The organism is Actinoplanes sp. ATCC 53533 (assembly GCF_003947245.1).
Genome location: NZ_QHHV01000269.1, coordinates 1 through 17,187, shown reverse-complemented (window position 1 = coordinate 17,187; position 17,187 = coordinate 1). Strand labels below are relative to the sequence as shown.

Below are 17,187 nucleotides of genomic sequence, written 5' to 3'. Positions count from 1 at the left end.
CCTGGCTACTCGCCTGACGCTGGCTATTCGCCGAGCGCCGGCTACGGGACGGACTCCCGCGACGACTACCGCGATCCGGGTGAATACGAAGCCCCGATCTTCACCGAGGAAGAGCTCCAGGGCCTCGGTGGTGACGGCGCGGGCGTCCCGGGTGGACCGCGCCGGGTGCTGCCGCTGGAGGACGAGCCGACCACGCTGGTCTCCCGCTATCTGTTCCCGACCGAGCGCTACCGCGGCGAGTGGAAGAGGCACTGGATCCATCTGTCCACGCCGCTGCTGGTCGGCGTCGGCTCCACTCTGCTGCTCGGTTACCTCGCCGGCTGGCTGACCCAGCAGGACGTCGACGGCCTGGTCACCGCGGCCGTGCTGGTCTGGCTCGGGGTGATGGGCTGGGTCGCCTGGAAGGTCGGCGACTGGTATTTCGATCGCTTCATCCTGACCAACAAGCGGGTCATGGTGGTCAACGGCATCATCACCCGCAAGGTCGCCATGATGCCGCTGCTGCGGGTCACCGACATGAAATACGAACAGTCCGCGCTGGGCCGCATGCTCAGTTACGGCACGTTCGTGCTGGAGTCGGCCGGCCAGGACCAGGCGCTGCGTGAGGTCAAGCACCTGCCCAACCCCAACGAGCTGTATCTGCGCGTCGTCGAGGAGATGTACGAACCGCAGGCTGTCGAGGCCCGGCTGGGCAAAGACGGTGACGCGGGCGACGACGCTTGATTCCAGGCGAGTTCGTCGGACGACGCGCCGCAGTGATCCACGGCGATGGCTCCGGGTAGCGTCTCCGGGTGACCAGAATCGACCTGCACTGCCACTCGACCGCCAGTGACGGCACGCTGACCCCGGCCGGGCTGGTGGCCGCGGGCGCCGAGGCCGGCCTGGACGTGATGGCCATCACGGATCACGACACCACGGGTGGCTGGGCGGCAGCGGCGGCGGCGCGCCCGCCGGGGCTGACTCTGGTCCGCGGCGCCGAGCTCTCCTGCCGGTGGTACGGAGTGGAGCCGGCCATCCCGCTGCACCTGCTCGCATACCTCTTCGACCCTGAGGAACCGGTGCTGGCGGCCGACCTGGCCCGGCTGCGCACCGATCGTGAGCAACGCGCGGAGAAGATCGTCGAGCTGCTCCGCGCGGACGGTGTCGACATCACCTGGCCCGAGGTCAGCGGCTATGCGGCGGGCGGATCCGTGGGCCGCCCGCACATCGCCCAGGCCTTGATCCGGGCCGGGCTGGTCCGCACGACCAACGAGGCCTTCGCCTCCCGCTGGCTGGGCGCGCGATACTTCGTACCCAAGGCCGATCTTGATGTTTTCGAGGCGGTGCGCACGGTGCTGGCCGCGGGCGGGGTGCCGGTCTTCGCCCATCCGAACGCGACTGTCCGGGGCCGCATCGTGCCGGACAAGCTGATCGTGGAGCTGGCCGCCGCGGGACTGTTCGGCCTGGAGGCCGACCATGAGGACCACACGGTCGAGCAGCGTGGGCACGTGCGGGCGCTGGCCGAGCAGCTCGGCCTGGTCGTCACCGGCTCGTCCGACTTCCACGGCACACACAAGACGGTCCAGCTCGGTGCGTTCACGACCGACCCCCGGGCGTACGAGCAGCTCGTGGCCGCCGCGAGCGGAGTGCCCGTCCTGGGGTGACGGTCGACGCAGTACGGCGCAACCGTTCGCGCGGCCCCCTAAGTTGATCCCGTGAATCTGAAGTTGTTCGGCGAGGTCTTCGTGACCCTCCTGGTGATCGTCGACCCGCCGGGCATGGTGCCGGTCTTCCTGGCCCTGACCGGGGCGCTGCCCGCCAAGGAACGCGCGCGGGCGGGCACGCAGGCCGTGCTGCTGGCGCTCGGCGTGATCGTGATCTTCGCGGTCGCCGGGCAGACGCTGCTCGACTACCTGCACGTCCAGTTGCCCGCGCTGCAGGGTGCGGGCGGGTTGCTGCTGGTCCTGGTCGCGCTGCAGCTGCTGACCGGCAAGACCGACGAGCCCTCCGCGCAGGGCGGCACGACCAATGTGGCGCTGGTGCCGCTCGGCACGCCGTTGCTGGCCGGCCCGGGCGCGATCGTCGCGACCATGCTGTTCGTGCAGCGCGCGGACGGGCTGACCGACTACACGGTGATCGGACTCGGCATCCTCGCCGTCATGATCACGGTCTGGCTGGTGCTGCGGTTCTCCGGCGGCATCGTCAAGCTGCTGCGCCCCGGCGGCATCGAGGTGCTCACCCGGATCGCCGGCCTGCTGCTGGCGGCCATCGCGGTGCAGCTCATCGCCGACGCGGTGGCGGCCTTCGTGGAGTTGTACACCGCCGCGGCCTGATTCTTGTCGGAGGGTGCTGGCAGGATTACGAGGTGCCCAGGACCTCCCCCCGATCGGCCGCGGTGCCCGAGCAGTTGGGCTTCGCCGGCATGCCCGAGCGACTCTTCGTCTGCACGCCGAGCAAGCTCGGCTCCTACGCGGACTGCCCACGGCGCTACCGCTACACATACGTGGACCGACCATCCCCGTCGAAGGGGCCGCCCTGGGCGCACAACTCCCTGGGCGCCAGCGTGCACACGGCCCTGAAGAACTGGTATGCGGTGTCGCCCGAACGCCGGGTCCCCGAGTCGCTGCCCGCGCTGCTCAAATCGAGCTGGGTCCGCGAGGGCTACCGCGACGTGGAGCAGGAGCGGATCGCCTACCGCAAGGCTCTCGGCTGGCTCGAGACCTATGTGACCGGCCTCGACCCGCAGGACGAGCCGCTGGGCGTGGAGCGGGTGGTGGCGACGAAGACGGCGGTGCTGGCCTTCAACGGCCGGGCCGACCGCATCGACTCCCGGCCGGGCGAGCAGGGGGCGGAGGCGGTCATCGTCGACTACAAGACCGGCCGGTCCGGCCTTGACGCCGACGACGCCCGCGGGTCACAGGCCCTGGCGCTGTATGCGTACGCGGCGCAGCGGGTGTTCCGCCGCCCGTGTCACCGGGTCGAGCTGCACCACCTGCCGACGGGCACGGTCGCGGTGCACGAGCACACCGAGGAGTCGCTGGCCCGGCAGGTGGCCCGGGCCGAGGACACGGCGCGCGACATCATGGCGGCGGAGAAGGCCGTCGCCGCCGGTGCCGACCCGGATGCGGAGTTCCCCACCAATCCGGGCAGCCTCTGCGGCTGGTGTGATTTCCGGCGCACGTGCCCGGCGGGGCAGGAGGCGCAGGCCAAGGAGCCGTGGTCGGCGGTCGAGCATCTGGAGCGGTCGTGAGGTCAGGCCCGGTCGCCAGGCAAGGCCCGTAGTCAGGCTCGGCCCGGTCGTTATGCCAGGCCAGGTCGTTATGCCAGGCCAGGTTGTCGGGTCTGGCCAGGTTGTCGGGTCTGGCCAGGTTGTCGGGTCTGGCCAGGTTGTCGGGTCTGGCCAAGTCGTCGGGCCTGGCCAGGTCGTCGGGCCTGGGTGGTCGTTTCATGCCAGGCCAGGCCTGGCTTGGTCGCTTGGTCTGGTCGTCGGGCTTAGCCTGGTGGTCAGGCCAGGCCGACGCGGTCCAGGGCGGCCTGCCGCATCGGCGGCATCCGGTATCGCGCGGGGACGGCGGCCATCAGCAGCCGCATGCCGCGCACCGAGAGGTCGGCGGACAGGTCGGTGGTGGGCAGGCCCAGCCCGCCGTACATCTTGCGAGCCCAGGCCGGCAGCAGCGCGACCGCCGTCCCGGCGATCCCGAGGTAGGCCCAGCGCGGCGGGCCGAAGCTCAGCCCCAGCCGCAGCGCCCGGCCCAGGCCCCAGGAACCGGGCACCGGTGGCACGGTGAGGAAGAGCGCCGTCTCCGCGCCTTCGCGGGTGATGCCCAGTCGCGGGCGCATGTCCTCGTAGTAGGCGGCCATCTCGGCCGCCGTGCCCGGGACTGTCGCGGGGTCCAGGCCGACCAACTCGGCGGCCTTGAGCTGCTCCGTGTAATACCCGTCGACCTCGTCGTCGGTCAGCCTCAGTCCGGCGCGGCGGGCGGTGGTCAGGAACGACTCCACCTCGGTCACGTGCACCCAGCGCAGCAGGTCCGGCTCGTCGACGCGGAACTGCTCGCCGGTGCGCGGGTCGGTCGCCGTCAACCGCGAGTGCATGCGGCGGATCCGGCTGGCGATCCGCTCGACCTCGCCCGTGCTGCCGTACAGGACGGTGCCGACGTAGTCGGAGGTTCTCATGAAGCGGCCCCAGGGGTCCGACTTGTAGCCGGAGTTCTGCACGATCGCCGCCACCGCCCGCGGGTGCAGCGCCTGCAGGTAGAGGGAGCGGAGGCCGCCCATGGTCACGATCGGCTCGTTGTGCACCTTCCACGTGACCGACTCCGGGCCGAAGAGGCCCATGTCCCGGTTGCTGTCCATCTCCGCAGCCTGCCACGCGGAGCGGCAAAGTTGAACAGGTTCAGACAGCGCGATCCGCGCGGCGTTCCCGCTGGCACGCCGGGCAGAGGCCCCAAAAGGTGATCTCGGCCTCGTCGACCTCGAAGCCGTGCCCGCCACCGGGGTCCAGGCAGGGCCGCTCGCCGACCGCGCAGTCCACGTCCGCGATCGTCCCGCAACTGCGGCAGACGATGTGATGGTGGTTGTCGCCGACCCGCGCCTCGAACCGCGCGGGGCTGCCCGCCGGCTCGATCCGCCGGGCCAGGCCGGCCCGGGACAGCGCACCCAGCACGTCGTAGACGGCCTGGGTGGACACCGAGTCGAGCCGTTCCCGCACCTGTCGGCTGATCTCCTCGACCTCGAGGTGGCCGCCCTGAGTCAGCACGTCGAGCACCGCCACCCGGGGCCGCGTCACCCGGAGCCCGGTCGCCCGCAGCAGCTGTTCACCGGTTGGCATCACACCATGACAGCACGGCAACCGGGCCGGCTCAACCTGATGATCGGCCAGAACGTGGATTTTCCCCACACCGGGGCGCGCGGAGGTGAACCGGAATGGTCCACTGCGCGTAGGCGCAGACAGGGGGATGTTTGCGTCGTCAGAGATTTCTGGTCTGGCTGACCGGATCCCGTGCGACAAAGAGGAGGTGGCCGTGTTCGACCAGATCAACGGCATGCCCGTACACGCTCTCGTGATCCACGCGGCGGTGGTCTTCGTGCCGCTGCTGGCGCTGGTGGCCATCGCGTATGCGGTCGTGCCCCGTTGGCGGACGAAGGTCGGCTGGGCCGCGGTGCTGCTGGCGATCGCCGCTCCGGCGACGACGTTCGTGGCCAAGCTGTCGGGCGAGGAACTGCGCGAGCGCCTGGTGGCCGACGGGTTGAGCGGCCCGCCGCTGGTGGTGATCGACGATCACATGGGGTTCGGCACGCTGACGCTCTATTTCTCGCTCGGCCTCGCCGCCGTGACGCTCATCATGGTCTTCCTGACCCTGCGCCGCTCGGAGCGCCGGCTGCCGCGAGTGGCGGAGCTGGGACTCACTGTGATCATGGTGGCGCTCGCGGCGGTTTCCGGCTATTACGTGTTCAAGACCGGCGACACCGGCGCCCAGGCGGTGTGGGGCACGACGTCCTGACGGGCCGCCGCTCCGGCCATCGTGTGGGGTGGTGGCCGGAGCGGGTGCCCGCGCCGGCCCGAGCCTTCCGCCGCGGGTGGGCTCAGAAGATGATGCGAGCGCAGAGCAGGCACATCAGGATCAGGGCGATCGCGCCCGCGACCAGACCGATGCCGTAGGTCACCGTCCGGGCCGAGCCCTCGGACTCGTCCAGAGCGTCCATGTCCTGCGCGGGCATCGCGCGCGGCGGTGGCGGCTGCCGCACTACCGGCGGCTGCCAGTGCGGCGACGGCCGTGGCGTGCGGGGCGGTCCCTGGTAGGTGGGTGCGGGATCGGGCGCCGGGACCGGGCGGCCGGCGCCGAAGGGCTCCGGCTCGGCATTCGGGCGCTGCCAATACGCGTCGTCGTCGGAACCGGTCGGGGCGCTCACGTTCATCGACGCTACATCTATCGGGTCCCGCACCGCACTGCGACGCGGCCTACCCTCATAGGGTGGACATCCTGGACGAGCCGGAACGCGATGCCGACGCCGAGCGCACCGTGGACTTCGACGCCGACGAGCCGCCGCTGCTGCCCGAGCAGACCCGCGACGACACGGAGCGGGGCTGGGGCTTCGGCGGCGATGATTCGAACGACGATCGCCTGCTGGAGGACCGCCCGCCGCATTGGGGCTGAGCCACGCGCCCGGCCTATCCGTCGGGGCGGATCAGGACCGCATAGCCGCCGCCGGGTGTCGTCACCGTGCGCCGGGCCTCCGCGGGGGTCAGGGCCAGCAGGAGGCCGCCGGCGCTGGGGTCGTCCGCACCGGTGACACCGAGGACCAGCGCCGCCGTGGCGATGGCCTGTGGGCTGCCGTCGGTGCTGGGCACCCGGAACACGTCGACGTGGTCACCCGGGCGGACCAGCCTCAGGGCGGTGGGCTCGGCGAGGCGGATCGGCACGCCGACCGAGCCCGGTGGCACGGCGGGCCGCCATGGAGCCTGCTCGGCAGCCCGCGGGACGTCGGCAGGGTCGCTCTGGTCGACATCCGATGGGAGCCCGGCCGAGCCGTCCGGTGGGAGCCCGGCCGAGCCGTCCGGTGGCAGGCCGGCCGAGCCGTCCGGTAGCAGGCCGGCCGAGCCGTCCGGTGGCAAGCTGGCCGAGCCGTCCGGTGGCAAGCTGGCTGAGCTGCCCGGTGGGAGGCCGCCACGGCCTTCCCCGGCGCGCGAGGGAGCGTCGGCCGGCCCGGAGCCGGAGGGGCACGGGGACGCACAGACCTCGGGGCCCGTCCAGAGCACCAGGGCCGCCGTCATCACCAGGGCCGCCACGACCGCTGACCGGAGCAGGGTGGACCGGCCCGGGCGGCGCCAGCGGACCGGGTCCAGTCTCGCTTCCCGGCGGGCTCTGCCCCACATCGCCGCCTCCCGAGCCTCCCGGGGCGCCGTCGGACGGGCGCCTGGGATCAGCACGATAGGCGGCCCGCGACGGCTTCCGGGGCTGCCCTGTGGACAACCCCGGCCTGTGGAGGACCGCACGGCTCGCGGCCGGTGGTGCTACGAGGAGGACGACGCTTTCGTCGAGCTGGAGCCCGAGGACTTGGAGCCCGAGGACTTGGAGCCCGAGGACTTGGCGCCGGACGAGCCGGAACCGGAGCCCGACCCGGACGAGCCGGAACCCGACCCGGACGAGCCCGACCCGGACGAGCCTGAGCCCGAAGAACCGGAACCGGAAGAGCCGGAGCCCGAGGAGCTCGACCCGGCGGCCGCGGGTGCCGAGGCGGAGGTGGTGGCGGGCGTCGAGTCCGACTTGCTCTCGTTGGCGGCCGGGGCGCCCTTCTCCGCGCTGACGTTTCCGGCGCGGGAGTCGTTTCGGTAGAACCCGGAGCCCTTGAAGACGATGCCGACCGAGTTGAAGACCTTGCGGAGCTTCCCGGCGCAATTCGGGCACTCGGTCAGCGCCGGGTCGGAGAAGGACTGCACCGCCTCGAGCTGCTGACCACACTGGGTGCAGGCGTACTGGTACGTGGGCACTGGTCCTCCGCGATACTCGATGGCTTGGCACTCGCCGTCTAGGAGTGCCAATGCTCCGTCATCGGAGTTTATTTCGTCCAGTCGGCGATCACGCTGAGACCCTCGGCCGGTGTGATCACGGCGTGCACCCGGCGGTCGTGCGGCTCCGCCGGCACCGTGGGCAGCAGCTCGCCGTCGTGCAGCAGCGCCACCGCATACGCCTGCCCCACCCGGGCCAGCACCCGGTCGTACGAGCCACCGCCGCGCCCCATCCGGATGCCGCTGGTGTCGACGGCGAGCGCGGGCACGATCAGCAGCGTGGCCTCGGTCACCGCGTCCGCTCCGAGCCGGGGCCCGATCGGCTCCAGCAGGCCGTGCGGGCCCGGTCGCAGGGTGTCGGGGCCCTCGTAGCGGACCCAGTCGAGGTCGTTGTCCGGTCGCAGCACCGGGAGGATCAGCCGGTCGCCCAGGATCGCGGGCAGATCCGCGCCGCCCGGCTCGGTGCCCAGCGGCACGTACCCCGCGATCATCGTGGGGGACTGTGCGCGTACGAGATCTTTGAGGGCGGCTTGGACCGCGGCCGCGGCCTTCGCACGGTCTTCCGGGGACAATGATTTACGCGCAGCAAGCAGTCGATTGCGCAGAGCAAACTTCCTGGAGCTTGATTTTTCCGCTCCACTGGCGAAATCCGGCATGCAACACCCCCTTTTTGAAACCGGCAAACGGTGCACACTATGTCAGCATCGCTCCAAAGAAGGCCACTTCCAGGAGGACGTGTGACTCTACGTGGCCGACTCACTACTGCTTTTCTGGTGGTCGTGCTCGGTCCGGTTCTGCTCGGGTCCTTCTTCGTCGGGATGACCGTCGCCACGGTGAGCCGGGACCGGACGGTCGAGCGGCTCGATCACGCCGCGACGACGGTGCGCACGGCCATCGGTGCCATGTGCCGGCAGCTGCAGGCCGCCGCGGATGCCGTCGCCGTGCTGCCCGAGGCAGCCCGGCGGCCCGCCGCGGACCAGCTCGTCACGCGCGGCCTGGCCTCCGAGATCCGGATCGGCACGAGCGACCCGGGCGGTCAGCGCGACTGCGCGGCGCCCGCCGCCGGCGCCAGCGTGACCGCCATCGTCGCCCGGGCCCGGCAGGGCGCCGTCACCGTCGCCGCCACCCAGACGCTGGACGCGGGATTCGTCGCCCGGCTGGCGGCCTCCTGTGGCGCCGAGGTCACGCTGCTGGCCAGTGACGGTCCCGGCGCCGGCCCCGCCCTGAGCTCCTCCTCGGCCGAGGTGAGCCGGGCCGTGGCCGCCGCGCTGCCGGGTCACGTCACCGCGCGCGGCCACCATTATCTGCGGGCGGTAACCGCCGAGCCGGGCCAGCCGCTGCCGCTCGTGGTGTCGGTGCCCCAGGCCGACCCGTTCGGCCTGTACGCGCTGCTGCTCGTCGGCGTCGTCCTGGTGGCCGGGGTCGCGGTGTATGTGGCCAGGTGGCTCGCCCGCTCCACCACCCGGCCGCTGGAGGAGCTTGTCTGGGCCGTCGGCAAGGTCGCCGACGGTGAGCTCGGCACCCGGGTGCCGGTCGGCCGCGACGACGAGCTGGGCCGGCTCGCCGGCACGTTCAACCGGATGACCCGCGAGCTGCAGGCCTACGTCCAGGCGCTGACCGCCAGCCGCGACCAGCTCCGCGGCCACCTCGCCATCCTCGGCGACACCCTGTCCAGCACCCACGACCTGCACCGGATCCTGCAGGTGATCCTGCAGACCGCGCTGTCGGCGACCGGGGCCCGGGCCGGCCTCGTGCTGCTGATCGACGCCGGTGACGGCCGGCTCGTGGCCCGCTGCGCGGAGGGCCTGACCGGCCGCTGGGACGTGCCGGAGGCGGAGCTGCCCACCCTGCGGGTGCCGCTGGGCACCGGCATCCTGGGTGCGGTCGCCACCAGCGGTGAACCCCGGCGCGGCAGCTGCGGCCTCGGCGGGGGAATGCTCGACGAGCCGGCCTGCCGGACGTACGTGGCCGTGCCGATCTGCGCGCCGGCCATCGTCGGCGATCCGCTCGTCCCCGGCGGCGCCCTGGTCGCCGGGCAGCCGGCCACACTCGGCGTGCTGGCCCTCTACGACCGGCTGGGCAGCGACGGCTTCGACGACGCCGACCTGCTGACCCTGCGGACCTTCGCCGGGCAGGCCGGGGTCGCCGTGCACAACGTGCGGGTGCACGAGGAGGCGCAGCGGCTCTCGCTCACCGATCCGCTCACCGGGCTGTGGAACTACCGCTACCTGCGCGAGTCGCTGCGCCGCGAGGTGGAACGGGCCAGCCGGTTCGGCCGGATGCTCACCGTGCTCGTGCTCGACCTGGACCACTTCAAGGACGTCAACGACACGTACGGGCACGCCGCCGGTGACACGGTGCTGGGTGAGTTCGCCCGGCGGATCCGGATCGGGCTGCGCGAGGTCGACGTCGCGTTCCGGCAGGGCGGCGAGGAGTTCGTGGTGCTGCTGCCCGAGACCGACGCGTACGGCGGGGTGATCGTCGCCGAACGGCTCTGCGCCGCGGTCCGCGAGATCCCCGTGCCGATCGATCCCCGCCGGCAGGACGCGGCCACCGGGCTGCCGCTCGACCGGGTCGCGATCAGCGTCTCCATCGGCATCGCCGTCTACCCCGAGCACGGCACGACCGCCCAGGAGGTTCTCGATGCCGCTGATGACGCGCTCTATGCCGCGAAGAATGCGGGACGGGACACCTACCGGCTGGCCGAGACCCGACCGGCGACCGCGTCGACTGTGACCGAATCGGTGGTTTCGGCAGGCGTACCGGAAGGGCATTTTGATCATGCGGCGGGTCCAGACGTCGCGGCGCCGGGCACGTCCGGCGGGCCACAGCCGCCGCGGCAGGCCCGTGGCCGATAGTCTCGCGGCATGTCCGGGCACGAACTGAGCGAAGGTGCGGTGACCCCTCAGATGACGACAGAGGCCCAAGCGAGCGGCCGGCGAGCGGTGAAGGCTGTCATTCCGGCGGCCGGACTCGCGACGCGTTTCCTGCCGGCCACCAAGGCCGTACCCAAGGAGCTCCTGCCGGTCGTGGACCGCCCGGTCCTGCAGTACATCGTGGAGGAGGCCGCCGCGGCGGGGATCACCGATGTCCTGCTGATCACCGGGCGCGGCAAGACGTCGATGGTCGACCACTTCGACCGGCGCCCGGACGTGGAGGCCCGGCTGGAGGAGAAGGGCGACTACGAGCGGCTCGCCGCGGTCCGCCGGACCAGCGAGCTCGCCGACATCTACACCTGCCGGCAGGGCGAGCCGCTCGGCCTCGGCCACGCGGTCGGCGTCGCCGCCTCGCACATCGGTGACAACGCGTTCGCGGTGCTGCTCGGCGACGAGTTCGTCGAGGAGGACAAGCCGCTGCTGCCGGCGATGCTCGACCTGCAGGCGCGGACCGGCGGCATCGTGCTGGCCTTCATGGAGGTCAAGCCGGAGGAGACGTCCCGCTACGGCATCGCCTCGGTGCGGCCGTCCGACCTGGGCGAGGACATCGTCGAGGTGACCGGCCTGGTGGAGAAGCCGCCCCCCGCCGAGGCGCCCAGCAACCTCGCGGTCCTGGGCCGCTACATCCTGCCGGCCACGATCTTCGAGGCGATCAACAACACCAAGCCGGGCAGCGGCGGCGAGATCCAGCTCACCGACGCGATGGCGGCGCTGCTCGATTCCGGTACGCCGGTGCACGGCATCGTCTACCGCGGCCACCGCTACGACACCGGGATGCCCCTGGGCTACCTGCAGGCCGTCGTGCAGATCGCGGTCCAGCGGGCGGACCTGGGCGAGGAGTTCCGCAGCTGGCTGACCGAGTTCGTCACCGGCGGTGCCAAGGGATGACCGCTACGGCCGATGCCGAGGCGGCCGCCAACGAGCTGATGCCTCTCGCCGAATACCTGGGCAGCGTGCTGCGCAGGTTGCGGGCGCTGCCTCCGCTCGACCTCGACCTGACCCAGGCGCACGGCAACGTCCTGGCCAACGACGTGCTGGCCCCGCACCCGTACCCGGCCTTCGACCAGGCGGCCATCGACGGCTACGCGGCCCGCTGGGAGGACCTGGCCTCGGCCGGGCGGATCGGCTCGCACCCGTCGTTCGGGGCGTTCGAGGGTGGGCCGCGGCCGGTTCGCCTCAACGTCGTCGGCGACCTGGGCGCGGCCAGCTGGCGACCGGTACGGCTGACCCCGGGCACGTGCTTCTCGGTGGCGGCCGGCGCCCCGCTGCCGATCGGCGCCGACGTGGTCGTGCCGGTGCACTGGACCGACCAGGGCATGGCGGCCGTGGAGATCCTGCACGCGCCCAAGCGCGGTTCCGGCGTCCGGCGGGCGGGCGACGAGTTGCCCGTCGGCCAGGTGCTGGCGTCCGCGGGCTCGTACGTGACACCGTCGATGGTGGCGGTCTTCGCGGCGTCCGGGATCGGGCACGTCGTCGTCCGGCCCAGCCCGCGGGTGGTCGTCGTGGCCACCGGGGACGAACTCGTCGACGTCGGCCGGCCCAGCCAGCCCGGTCAGGTGGTGGACGCCAACTCGCACGCGCTCACCGCCGCCGCCGTCGAGGCCGGCGCGCTCGCGTACCGGATCGGGATCTGCGACGACGACCCCGAGGGCCTGCGCGGGCTGCTGGAGGACCAGACCCTGCGGGCCGACCTGATCATCACGACCGGCGGCACGGGCACCGGCCCGGGCGACATGCTGCGCCGGGTGCTGTCCCGCCGCGACCACGGCCGGGGCACGGTGGAGTTCACCGACGTCGCCCTCAGCCCCGGCGCCACCCTCGGCTTCGGCACGGTCGGCGGCGAAGAGGTGCCGGTCGTCTGCCTGCCCGGCGAGCCGGGTGCCGCCCTGATCGGCTTCGAGGTGCTCGCCCGGCCCGTCATCCAGCTGCTGGCCGGATCCGAGCCCGTGTTCCGGCCCAGCGTCAAGGCCCACCTGCTGGAGACCGTGTCGTCACCCGGTGGGCTGCGTGAGTTCCGTCCCGCGCACGTCGCCGAGCGGCGCGGCGGCGGCTACACTGTGCAGCCGCTCGCCGGTGGGCCGTACACTCTCTCCGGCCTTGCCGAAGCCAATGGTCTGCTGGTGCTGGGTGAGCGGGTCACCTCGGCCGCAGCCGGGTCGACCGTCGACGTGTTGTTGCTCGACCGGAGGCGATGATGCTGGGGTCCACGCCCGGATGGCCTGCCGTCCTGGCGGACGGACCTGTGCTGCTCAGGCCGTACCGTCGCAGCGACGCACGAGCGTGGGCCGAGGTCCGGATCGCCAACCAGGAGTGGCTGAGCCCGTGGGAGTCGGCCCCGCCTGGCCCGTGGGCGGAGATGAATTCCACCCGCGCCTACCTGTACGTCTACCGCGACATGAAGCGGGCCGCCCGGCGCGGCGACAGCATGCCGTTCGCCGTCTGCCTGCGCGAGGACGACGGCAGCGAGCGGCTGGTCGGGCACATCAACCTGGGCAGCATCGTGCGGCGGGCGTTCGGTTCGGCGTACGTCGGCTACTGGGTCGACTCCCGGGTGGCCGGCCGCGGGGTGATCCCGACGGCACTGGCGCTGGCGGTCGACCACGCGTTCGGCGCCGGCGGACTGCACCGGGTCGAGATCAACATCCGGCCCGAGAACGGCCCCAGCCGGCGCGTGGTGGAGAAGCTGGGCTTCCGCGAGGAGGCTTACCACCCGCGCTACATGCACATCGACGGTGCCTGGCGCGACCACCTCGGCTACGCGATGACAAGCGAAGAGGTCTCGGCCGAAGGCGGTCTGGTGGCCCGCTGGCGCCGGCTGCGCGCCAACGCAAAGTAACCCGTCCCATCCGCCGCGTTCCGGAGCCGGATCCGCGGAATTGATCATCAGGACGGTACGTTCCCGGCGCGGCGCGGCGATATCCGCAGCTCCCGCCCGTAGCCTCGGGGAGATTGGGACTTCCTCGTGCCCGGAGCTGTCCGGCCCGGGCACCGGTCGAGGCTGACGGAAGGGGTGAGGGTGCCGACCTCGGTGCTCCTCGCCGTCCTCGCCGCGGCCGGGCTGCTCGCCCTCGCACCGGCGCTCGTGCGCCGATACGACGCCACCGAGCGCCTGGCCGCGGAGCGGGCGTCGTCGACGGCTCGGGTGCTGCAGCGCCGCCGTCGGCTCCGCACTGTGCCCGGACGCCGACCGGTCAACCTCGGACGCCAGTATGTGGTTACGTCGCGGACCCTAACGGGTGATCCAGCCCCGGTCTCGGCCACCCCCGTGTCGGTGCCCCCGGCGCGCAGACTGCGCCTGGTGCCGGCCCGCCGCCCGGCCCGGCGACCCCCGGCCCGCCGCCAGACCCCGGCGGTCGTCCGCCGCCGGCGGGTCTTCGCGGCGCTGCTGCTGCTCAACGTGATCGAACTGGTCGGCGTCCTGGCGGTCGGCCCGGGCTTCTGGATCAGCTTCGCGGTGACCGGCACCCTGCTCGCGGTCTACCTGGTATACCTGCGCAACCGGGCGATCGCGGACAGGCACCGGCGCCGCGTCGAGGCCCGGGAAGCGGCCTGGCTGGCCGCAAGGCAGGCAGAGGTACGCCGGGAACAGGCGCGACGGGCGGCGGCGCGCAGGGAGGCACAGCGCAGACTGGCGGCCCAGAAAGAAGCGGTCCGACGGGCAGCGATGGGCCTGGACCGCGACCCGTCCGACCTGCCGGCGGCGGTCAACGGCGGCTCGGTGTCCTACCGCCGGGGCGGCGGACTGCGCGGCAGGCCGTACGAGGCTGGCGGCCGAGGCCTGAAATGATCTCCGGCGGCGCGCCGGGAGGGTGATTCGCGGCCGGCCGGGCGAACCTGTTAGCCTTGCTGCGGTCCTACGGGGCCGGGGGGCTGTGGCGCAGTCTGGTAGCGCACCTCGTTCGCATCGAGGGGGTCTGGGGTTCAAATCCCCACAGCTCCACGAGTACCTGAGTGCCTCCTGTCCGCGGAAAGCGCGGACCGGGGGCACTCGTCATTTCTGCTCCGGGGGCCGAGCCCCCGGACGCCCCGCGCTGTAGTGGTTGCGGTGGGCGTGTTGGTCGCGGTGGGCTTTGTGGTTGCGGTGGGCGTGTTGGTCGCGGTGGGCTTTGTGGTTGCGGTGGGCGTGTTGGTCGCGGTGGGCTTTGGTTGCGGTGGGCGTGTTGGTTGCGGTGGGCTTTGCGGTTGTGTGGTTTCGCTGGCTTTGGGATCCCATTGTGGAGGCTGTTCCGGCGGCTGCCGCTGCGCGACGTGACCTTCGCCGGCAGGGTGAGACTTTGTGGCGTGGGGAAGGGCAGCGTCGCACGAGAGTTCGCCCACCGTTGCTTCACCGCCCGGGTGCGCCGCATCGTGTGGTGGGTCCGCGCGGAGACATCGGTCACCGTGGCCGAGGATCTGAGCGCTCTGGCCGGGTATCTCGGGGTCGCGCCCAGCGATGAGGGTGACGGGGTCGAGAACCTGCGTACGGCTCCGCCGATCAGGGGGCCAAGGACGCGAGGATGACCTCCCGCGCCGCGCGGACCGTGGCCGCGAGGACAGCCGGATCCCGGCCGATGCGTTCGGCGCCCGCGCGCATGACACCGGACAGCAGTTCCACGGCGAGGTGCACGTCGCCAACCTCGCGGAACTCTCCGCGCTCGATGCCGGCCCGGACGACGTTCTCTATCTCGACCACGATCGCGTGGAACGGACTGTCCGGCCCTTTCGGCCCTTCGGCGAACGGCAGACGGAACATCAGTTGCACGAGCTGGTCCGTGAATGCCTCCAGGACCGCCGCGATGATCTCCCGCATCCGCTCCGCAGCCGGGTCCGCGGAGCATTCGGCGATCGCGGCCACTCGCTCGACCGCGGGCTGGCCCGCGTGCCGGGTCAGCGCCAGGACCAGCGCGCTCTTGTCTGGGGCGTAGTTGTACAGCGTGTTGCGCGCAAGCCCGGCCCGGGCCGCGATGTGGCCCATGTTGATCGAGTCGTAGTCGCGCTCGAGCAGGAGCTGCCGCATCGCCTCGGCGAGGTCGGCCCACACCATCTCGTGGTGCTCCTCGATGCTGGCTCCCCGGATTCGCGGCATCCGACCATCCTTTCCCACCGCGGCTTCCTTCTCGCCCCGGGCCTGCTCTCACCCCGCGCGGCTGCCGTGTGCCTCGCGCTCCGCTTCACCTCCCGCTCAGCGCGAGGGCCGGCGCCGGGCAGCCCGGCGCCTGAGTCGGTGATCGTGTGCGGGTGGGAGGTCGCGGTGGGTCATGCAGTGGTTTCCTTCGGGTGATAGCGGCGTAGGTTGGCGGCGAGGACGCGGTCGAGCGTGCGGTCGGACAGCATCCGGATCAGCGGGATGATCAGGGCTGCATCGCGGCCGACGGTGTAGCGGGTGCGTGGCTTGCGGGAGGTCACGGCCTTCGCGATGACCCGGGCAGCGGCGTCGGCGGTCACGCCTGATGCGGTGCCCGCGGCCATCAGCGTGTTGTTCGCCTGGACCAGGCTCCCGTAGCGTTCTGTCTGCTCCGGCGTCATCTGGGCGGCCAGGTGGTTCGCCGTCGCTACCCCGCGGGAGGCCATCTCCGTGCGGATGCCGCCGGGTTCGACCACGACCACCTGTACGCCCAGTGATGCGACCTCCCGGCGGAGCGAGTCGCTGACCGCCTCCAGGGCGAACTTCGCGCCGGCGTACGCGCCGTAGGTGGCCATGGCGGCCTTGCCGCCGATCGAGCTGATGTTGATCACGCGTCCCTTGCTGCGCAGCAGCGCGGGTAGGAGCGCCTGAGTGACGGCGATGTGGCCGAACAGGTTGACTTCGAACACCCGCCGCCACTGTGCCATCGGCAGGGCCTCGACCGGGGCGTTCACCTGAATGCCGGCGTTGTTGACGAGCGCGTGCAGTGCGCGCGGGTCGCCGGCGACCCGCGCGGCGAGCGCCTCCACCTGCTCGGGCTCGGTGATGTCGAGGATGACCGGCTCGATGCCGGGCGATCGGATGGTGTCGGCGTCGCGGTCGCGTCGCACGCCGGCCAGGACGTGGAATCCTCGGCGAGCCAGTTCGCGGGCGGCTGACGCGCCCATGCCCGTGGAGGCTCCGGTTACGACGATCAACTCTTGGGTTTGCTTCGGCACGACTCCACACTCCTTTATAGGACAACCTGTCGTAAAGATTACGACAGGTTGTCGCCAAGCGGTCCATGGGAGCGGGTGTGCCCCATCACTGTTTGGATGGGTGATGCGCCGGCCCGAGGGTGGGTCCGAGGAGGGCGCGGTGCGCAGCGACAGCTGGCGATTGCCCTCAACCTCATCATTCATTGACATGCATAAACTGATGGTCAGGCAGGTGCGCACTACGAGGGGGATCTTCGATGACGGTCTTGAAACGTTGCAGAGCCGGCGCGGTGCTGGTCGGGCTCCTGCTGATCGTCACCTTCAGCTCGCCGGCCTCGGCCGCGTCCCCGACGGTGAACACGCCGACCACGACCACGCTGACCACCCAGGGCCGCACCGCGGAGAGCTACACGGGATTGATGAACGGCGAATCATTCCAGCAGGACGGCATCGTCTCGCATCGCCGATGGCAATACGCGGCGTTCTGGGACGAGGAGGGCTATGTCAACGTCTCCCGGCGTCCGACGAACGGCACGTGGCAGACCATTCGCCTGACGGACTATCGCACCACCACCACTGATTCACACAATGTGATCAGCATCGGGCTCTCGCACGAGGACGGAAGCATCCACCTCTCGTTCGACATGCATGCCCAGCGTTTCCGCTACCGCAAGTCGGTGG

The 17,187-nt window shown here is 71.6% G+C and carries 20 protein-coding genes and 1 tRNA gene; 14 read left to right on the top strand and 7 right to left on the bottom strand.

Annotated elements, in window-relative coordinates; translation table 11 throughout:
• The 4 genes from DMB66_RS52765 to DMB66_RS52750 form a co-directional block, all read left to right on the top strand.
• Window positions 1-723 (top strand): PH domain-containing protein (locus DMB66_RS52765; RefSeq protein ID WP_233625468.1); only part of this gene is annotated, 723 nt, incomplete at its 5' end.
• Between the two features lie 68 nt (window positions 724-791).
• Window positions 792-1,643 carry a PHP domain-containing protein gene (locus DMB66_RS52760; RefSeq protein ID WP_125811615.1) on the top strand — a complete coding sequence of 284 codons (852 nt, stop codon included), beginning with the start codon at window positions 792-794 and terminating at the stop codon, window positions 1,641-1,643.
• 51 nt (window positions 1,644-1,694) lie between these two features.
• Window positions 1,695-2,312, top strand: a complete 618-nt coding sequence (locus tag DMB66_RS52755; RefSeq protein ID WP_125811614.1) for a MarC family protein — start codon at window positions 1,695-1,697, stop codon at window positions 2,310-2,312.
• 89 nt (window positions 2,313-2,401) lie between these two features.
• Window positions 2,402-3,229, top strand: a complete 828-nt coding sequence (locus DMB66_RS52750; protein ID WP_125811616.1) for a PD-(D/E)XK nuclease family protein — start codon at window positions 2,402-2,404, stop codon at window positions 3,227-3,229.
• Window positions 3,230-3,483: 254 nt separating this feature from the next.
• On the opposite strand, the gene DMB66_RS52745 is transcribed toward DMB66_RS52750, so the two are convergent.
• Both DMB66_RS52745 and DMB66_RS52740 read right to left on the bottom strand, forming a co-directional pair.
• Window positions 3,484-4,335, bottom strand: a complete 852-nt coding sequence (locus DMB66_RS52745) for an oxygenase MpaB family protein (protein WP_125811613.1) — start codon at window positions 4,333-4,335, stop codon at window positions 3,484-3,486.
• Window positions 4,336-4,375: 40 nt separating this feature from the next.
• A complete protein-coding gene (locus tag DMB66_RS52740; RefSeq protein WP_125811612.1) occupies window positions 4,376-4,810 on the bottom strand; it encodes a Fur family transcriptional regulator in 435 nt (144 codons plus the stop codon).
• A 193-nt stretch (window positions 4,811-5,003) separates the two neighbouring features.
• Here DMB66_RS52740 and DMB66_RS52735 point away from each other — a divergent pair, with 193 nt between their 5' ends.
• Window positions 5,004-5,483 (top strand): DUF2231 domain-containing protein, encoded by a 480-nt coding sequence (locus tag DMB66_RS52735; protein ID WP_125811611.1) that lies wholly within the window; start codon window positions 5,004-5,006, stop codon window positions 5,481-5,483.
• An 82-nt stretch (window positions 5,484-5,565) separates the two neighbouring features.
• Here DMB66_RS52735 and DMB66_RS52730 read toward each other — a convergent pair whose 3' ends face one another.
• Window positions 5,566-5,898 carry a translation initiation factor 2 gene (locus DMB66_RS52730; RefSeq protein ID WP_199753159.1) on the bottom strand — a complete coding sequence of 111 codons (333 nt, stop codon included), beginning with the start codon at window positions 5,896-5,898 and terminating at the stop codon, window positions 5,566-5,568.
• Between the two features lie 56 nt (window positions 5,899-5,954).
• Between DMB66_RS52730 and DMB66_RS52725 the strand changes: the two genes are divergently transcribed.
• Complete coding sequence (locus DMB66_RS52725; protein WP_125811609.1) at window positions 5,955-6,137, top strand: hypothetical protein; 183 nt, start codon at window positions 5,955-5,957, stop codon at window positions 6,135-6,137.
• Between the two features lie 14 nt (window positions 6,138-6,151).
• On the opposite strand, the gene DMB66_RS52720 is transcribed toward DMB66_RS52725, so the two are convergent.
• Window positions 6,152-6,856, bottom strand: coding sequence for a hypothetical protein (locus DMB66_RS52720; RefSeq protein ID WP_125811608.1), 705 nt, complete (start codon window positions 6,854-6,856; stop codon window positions 6,152-6,154).
• 106 nt (window positions 6,857-6,962) lie between these two features.
• On the opposite strand from DMB66_RS52720, the gene DMB66_RS64880 reads away from it, so the two are divergent.
• Window positions 6,963-7,316 (top strand): hypothetical protein, encoded by a 354-nt coding sequence (locus DMB66_RS64880; protein WP_233625469.1) that lies wholly within the window; start codon window positions 6,963-6,965, stop codon window positions 7,314-7,316.
• A gap of 223 nt (window positions 7,317-7,539) precedes the next feature.
• Here DMB66_RS64880 and DMB66_RS52710 read toward each other — a convergent pair whose 3' ends face one another.
• Complete coding sequence (locus DMB66_RS52710) at window positions 7,540-8,145, bottom strand: 5-formyltetrahydrofolate cyclo-ligase (RefSeq protein WP_125811606.1); 606 nt, start codon at window positions 8,143-8,145, stop codon at window positions 7,540-7,542.
• 81 nt (window positions 8,146-8,226) lie between these two features.
• Here DMB66_RS52710 and DMB66_RS52705 point away from each other — a divergent pair, with 81 nt between their 5' ends.
• From DMB66_RS52705 to DMB66_RS52680, 6 genes are all read left to right on the top strand, one after another.
• Window positions 8,227-10,347: a diguanylate cyclase gene (locus DMB66_RS52705; RefSeq protein ID WP_199753158.1), complete on the top strand. Its 2,121-nt coding sequence runs from the start codon at window positions 8,227-8,229 to the stop codon at window positions 10,345-10,347.
• Window positions 10,348-10,398: 51 nt separating this feature from the next.
• Entirely contained in the window at window positions 10,399-11,313 is a 915-nt protein-coding gene (locus DMB66_RS52700; RefSeq protein WP_125811604.1) for a UTP--glucose-1-phosphate uridylyltransferase, read from the top strand.
• On the top strand, window positions 11,310-12,620 hold the full coding sequence (gene glp, locus DMB66_RS52695; protein WP_125811603.1) for a gephyrin-like molybdotransferase Glp: 1,311 nt from the start codon (window positions 11,310-11,312) through the stop codon (window positions 12,618-12,620). The genes DMB66_RS52700 and glp overlap by 4 nt, the downstream gene beginning before the upstream one ends.
• Window positions 12,617-13,261 carry a GNAT family N-acetyltransferase gene (locus tag DMB66_RS52690; RefSeq protein WP_125811602.1) on the top strand — a complete coding sequence of 215 codons (645 nt, stop codon included), beginning with the start codon at window positions 12,617-12,619 and terminating at the stop codon, window positions 13,259-13,261. Before glp ends, DMB66_RS52690 begins: the two co-directional genes overlap by 4 nt.
• A 180-nt stretch (window positions 13,262-13,441) precedes the next feature.
• On the top strand, window positions 13,442-14,212 hold the full coding sequence (locus DMB66_RS52685) for a hypothetical protein (protein ID WP_125811601.1): 771 nt from the start codon (window positions 13,442-13,444) through the stop codon (window positions 14,210-14,212).
• A gap of 79 nt (window positions 14,213-14,291) precedes the next feature.
• Window positions 14,292-14,365: transfer RNA gene (locus DMB66_RS52680), tRNA-Ala, on the top strand.
• A 534-nt stretch (window positions 14,366-14,899) separates the two neighbouring features.
• Here the strand turns inward: DMB66_RS52680 and DMB66_RS52670 are convergent.
• A complete protein-coding gene (locus tag DMB66_RS52670) occupies window positions 14,900-15,490 on the bottom strand; it encodes a TetR/AcrR family transcriptional regulator (protein ID WP_125811600.1) in 591 nt (196 codons plus the stop codon).
• A 170-nt stretch (window positions 15,491-15,660) separates the two neighbouring features.
• Window positions 15,661-16,527 carry an SDR family oxidoreductase gene (locus tag DMB66_RS52665; RefSeq protein ID WP_125811599.1) on the bottom strand — a complete coding sequence of 289 codons (867 nt, stop codon included), beginning with the start codon at window positions 16,525-16,527 and terminating at the stop codon, window positions 15,661-15,663.
• 236 nt (window positions 16,528-16,763) lie between these two features.
• Between DMB66_RS52665 and DMB66_RS52660 the strand changes: the two genes are divergently transcribed.
• On the top strand, window positions 16,764-17,187 hold a 424-nt coding region (locus tag DMB66_RS52660), incomplete at its 3' end, for a BNR-4 repeat-containing protein (RefSeq protein ID WP_199753157.1).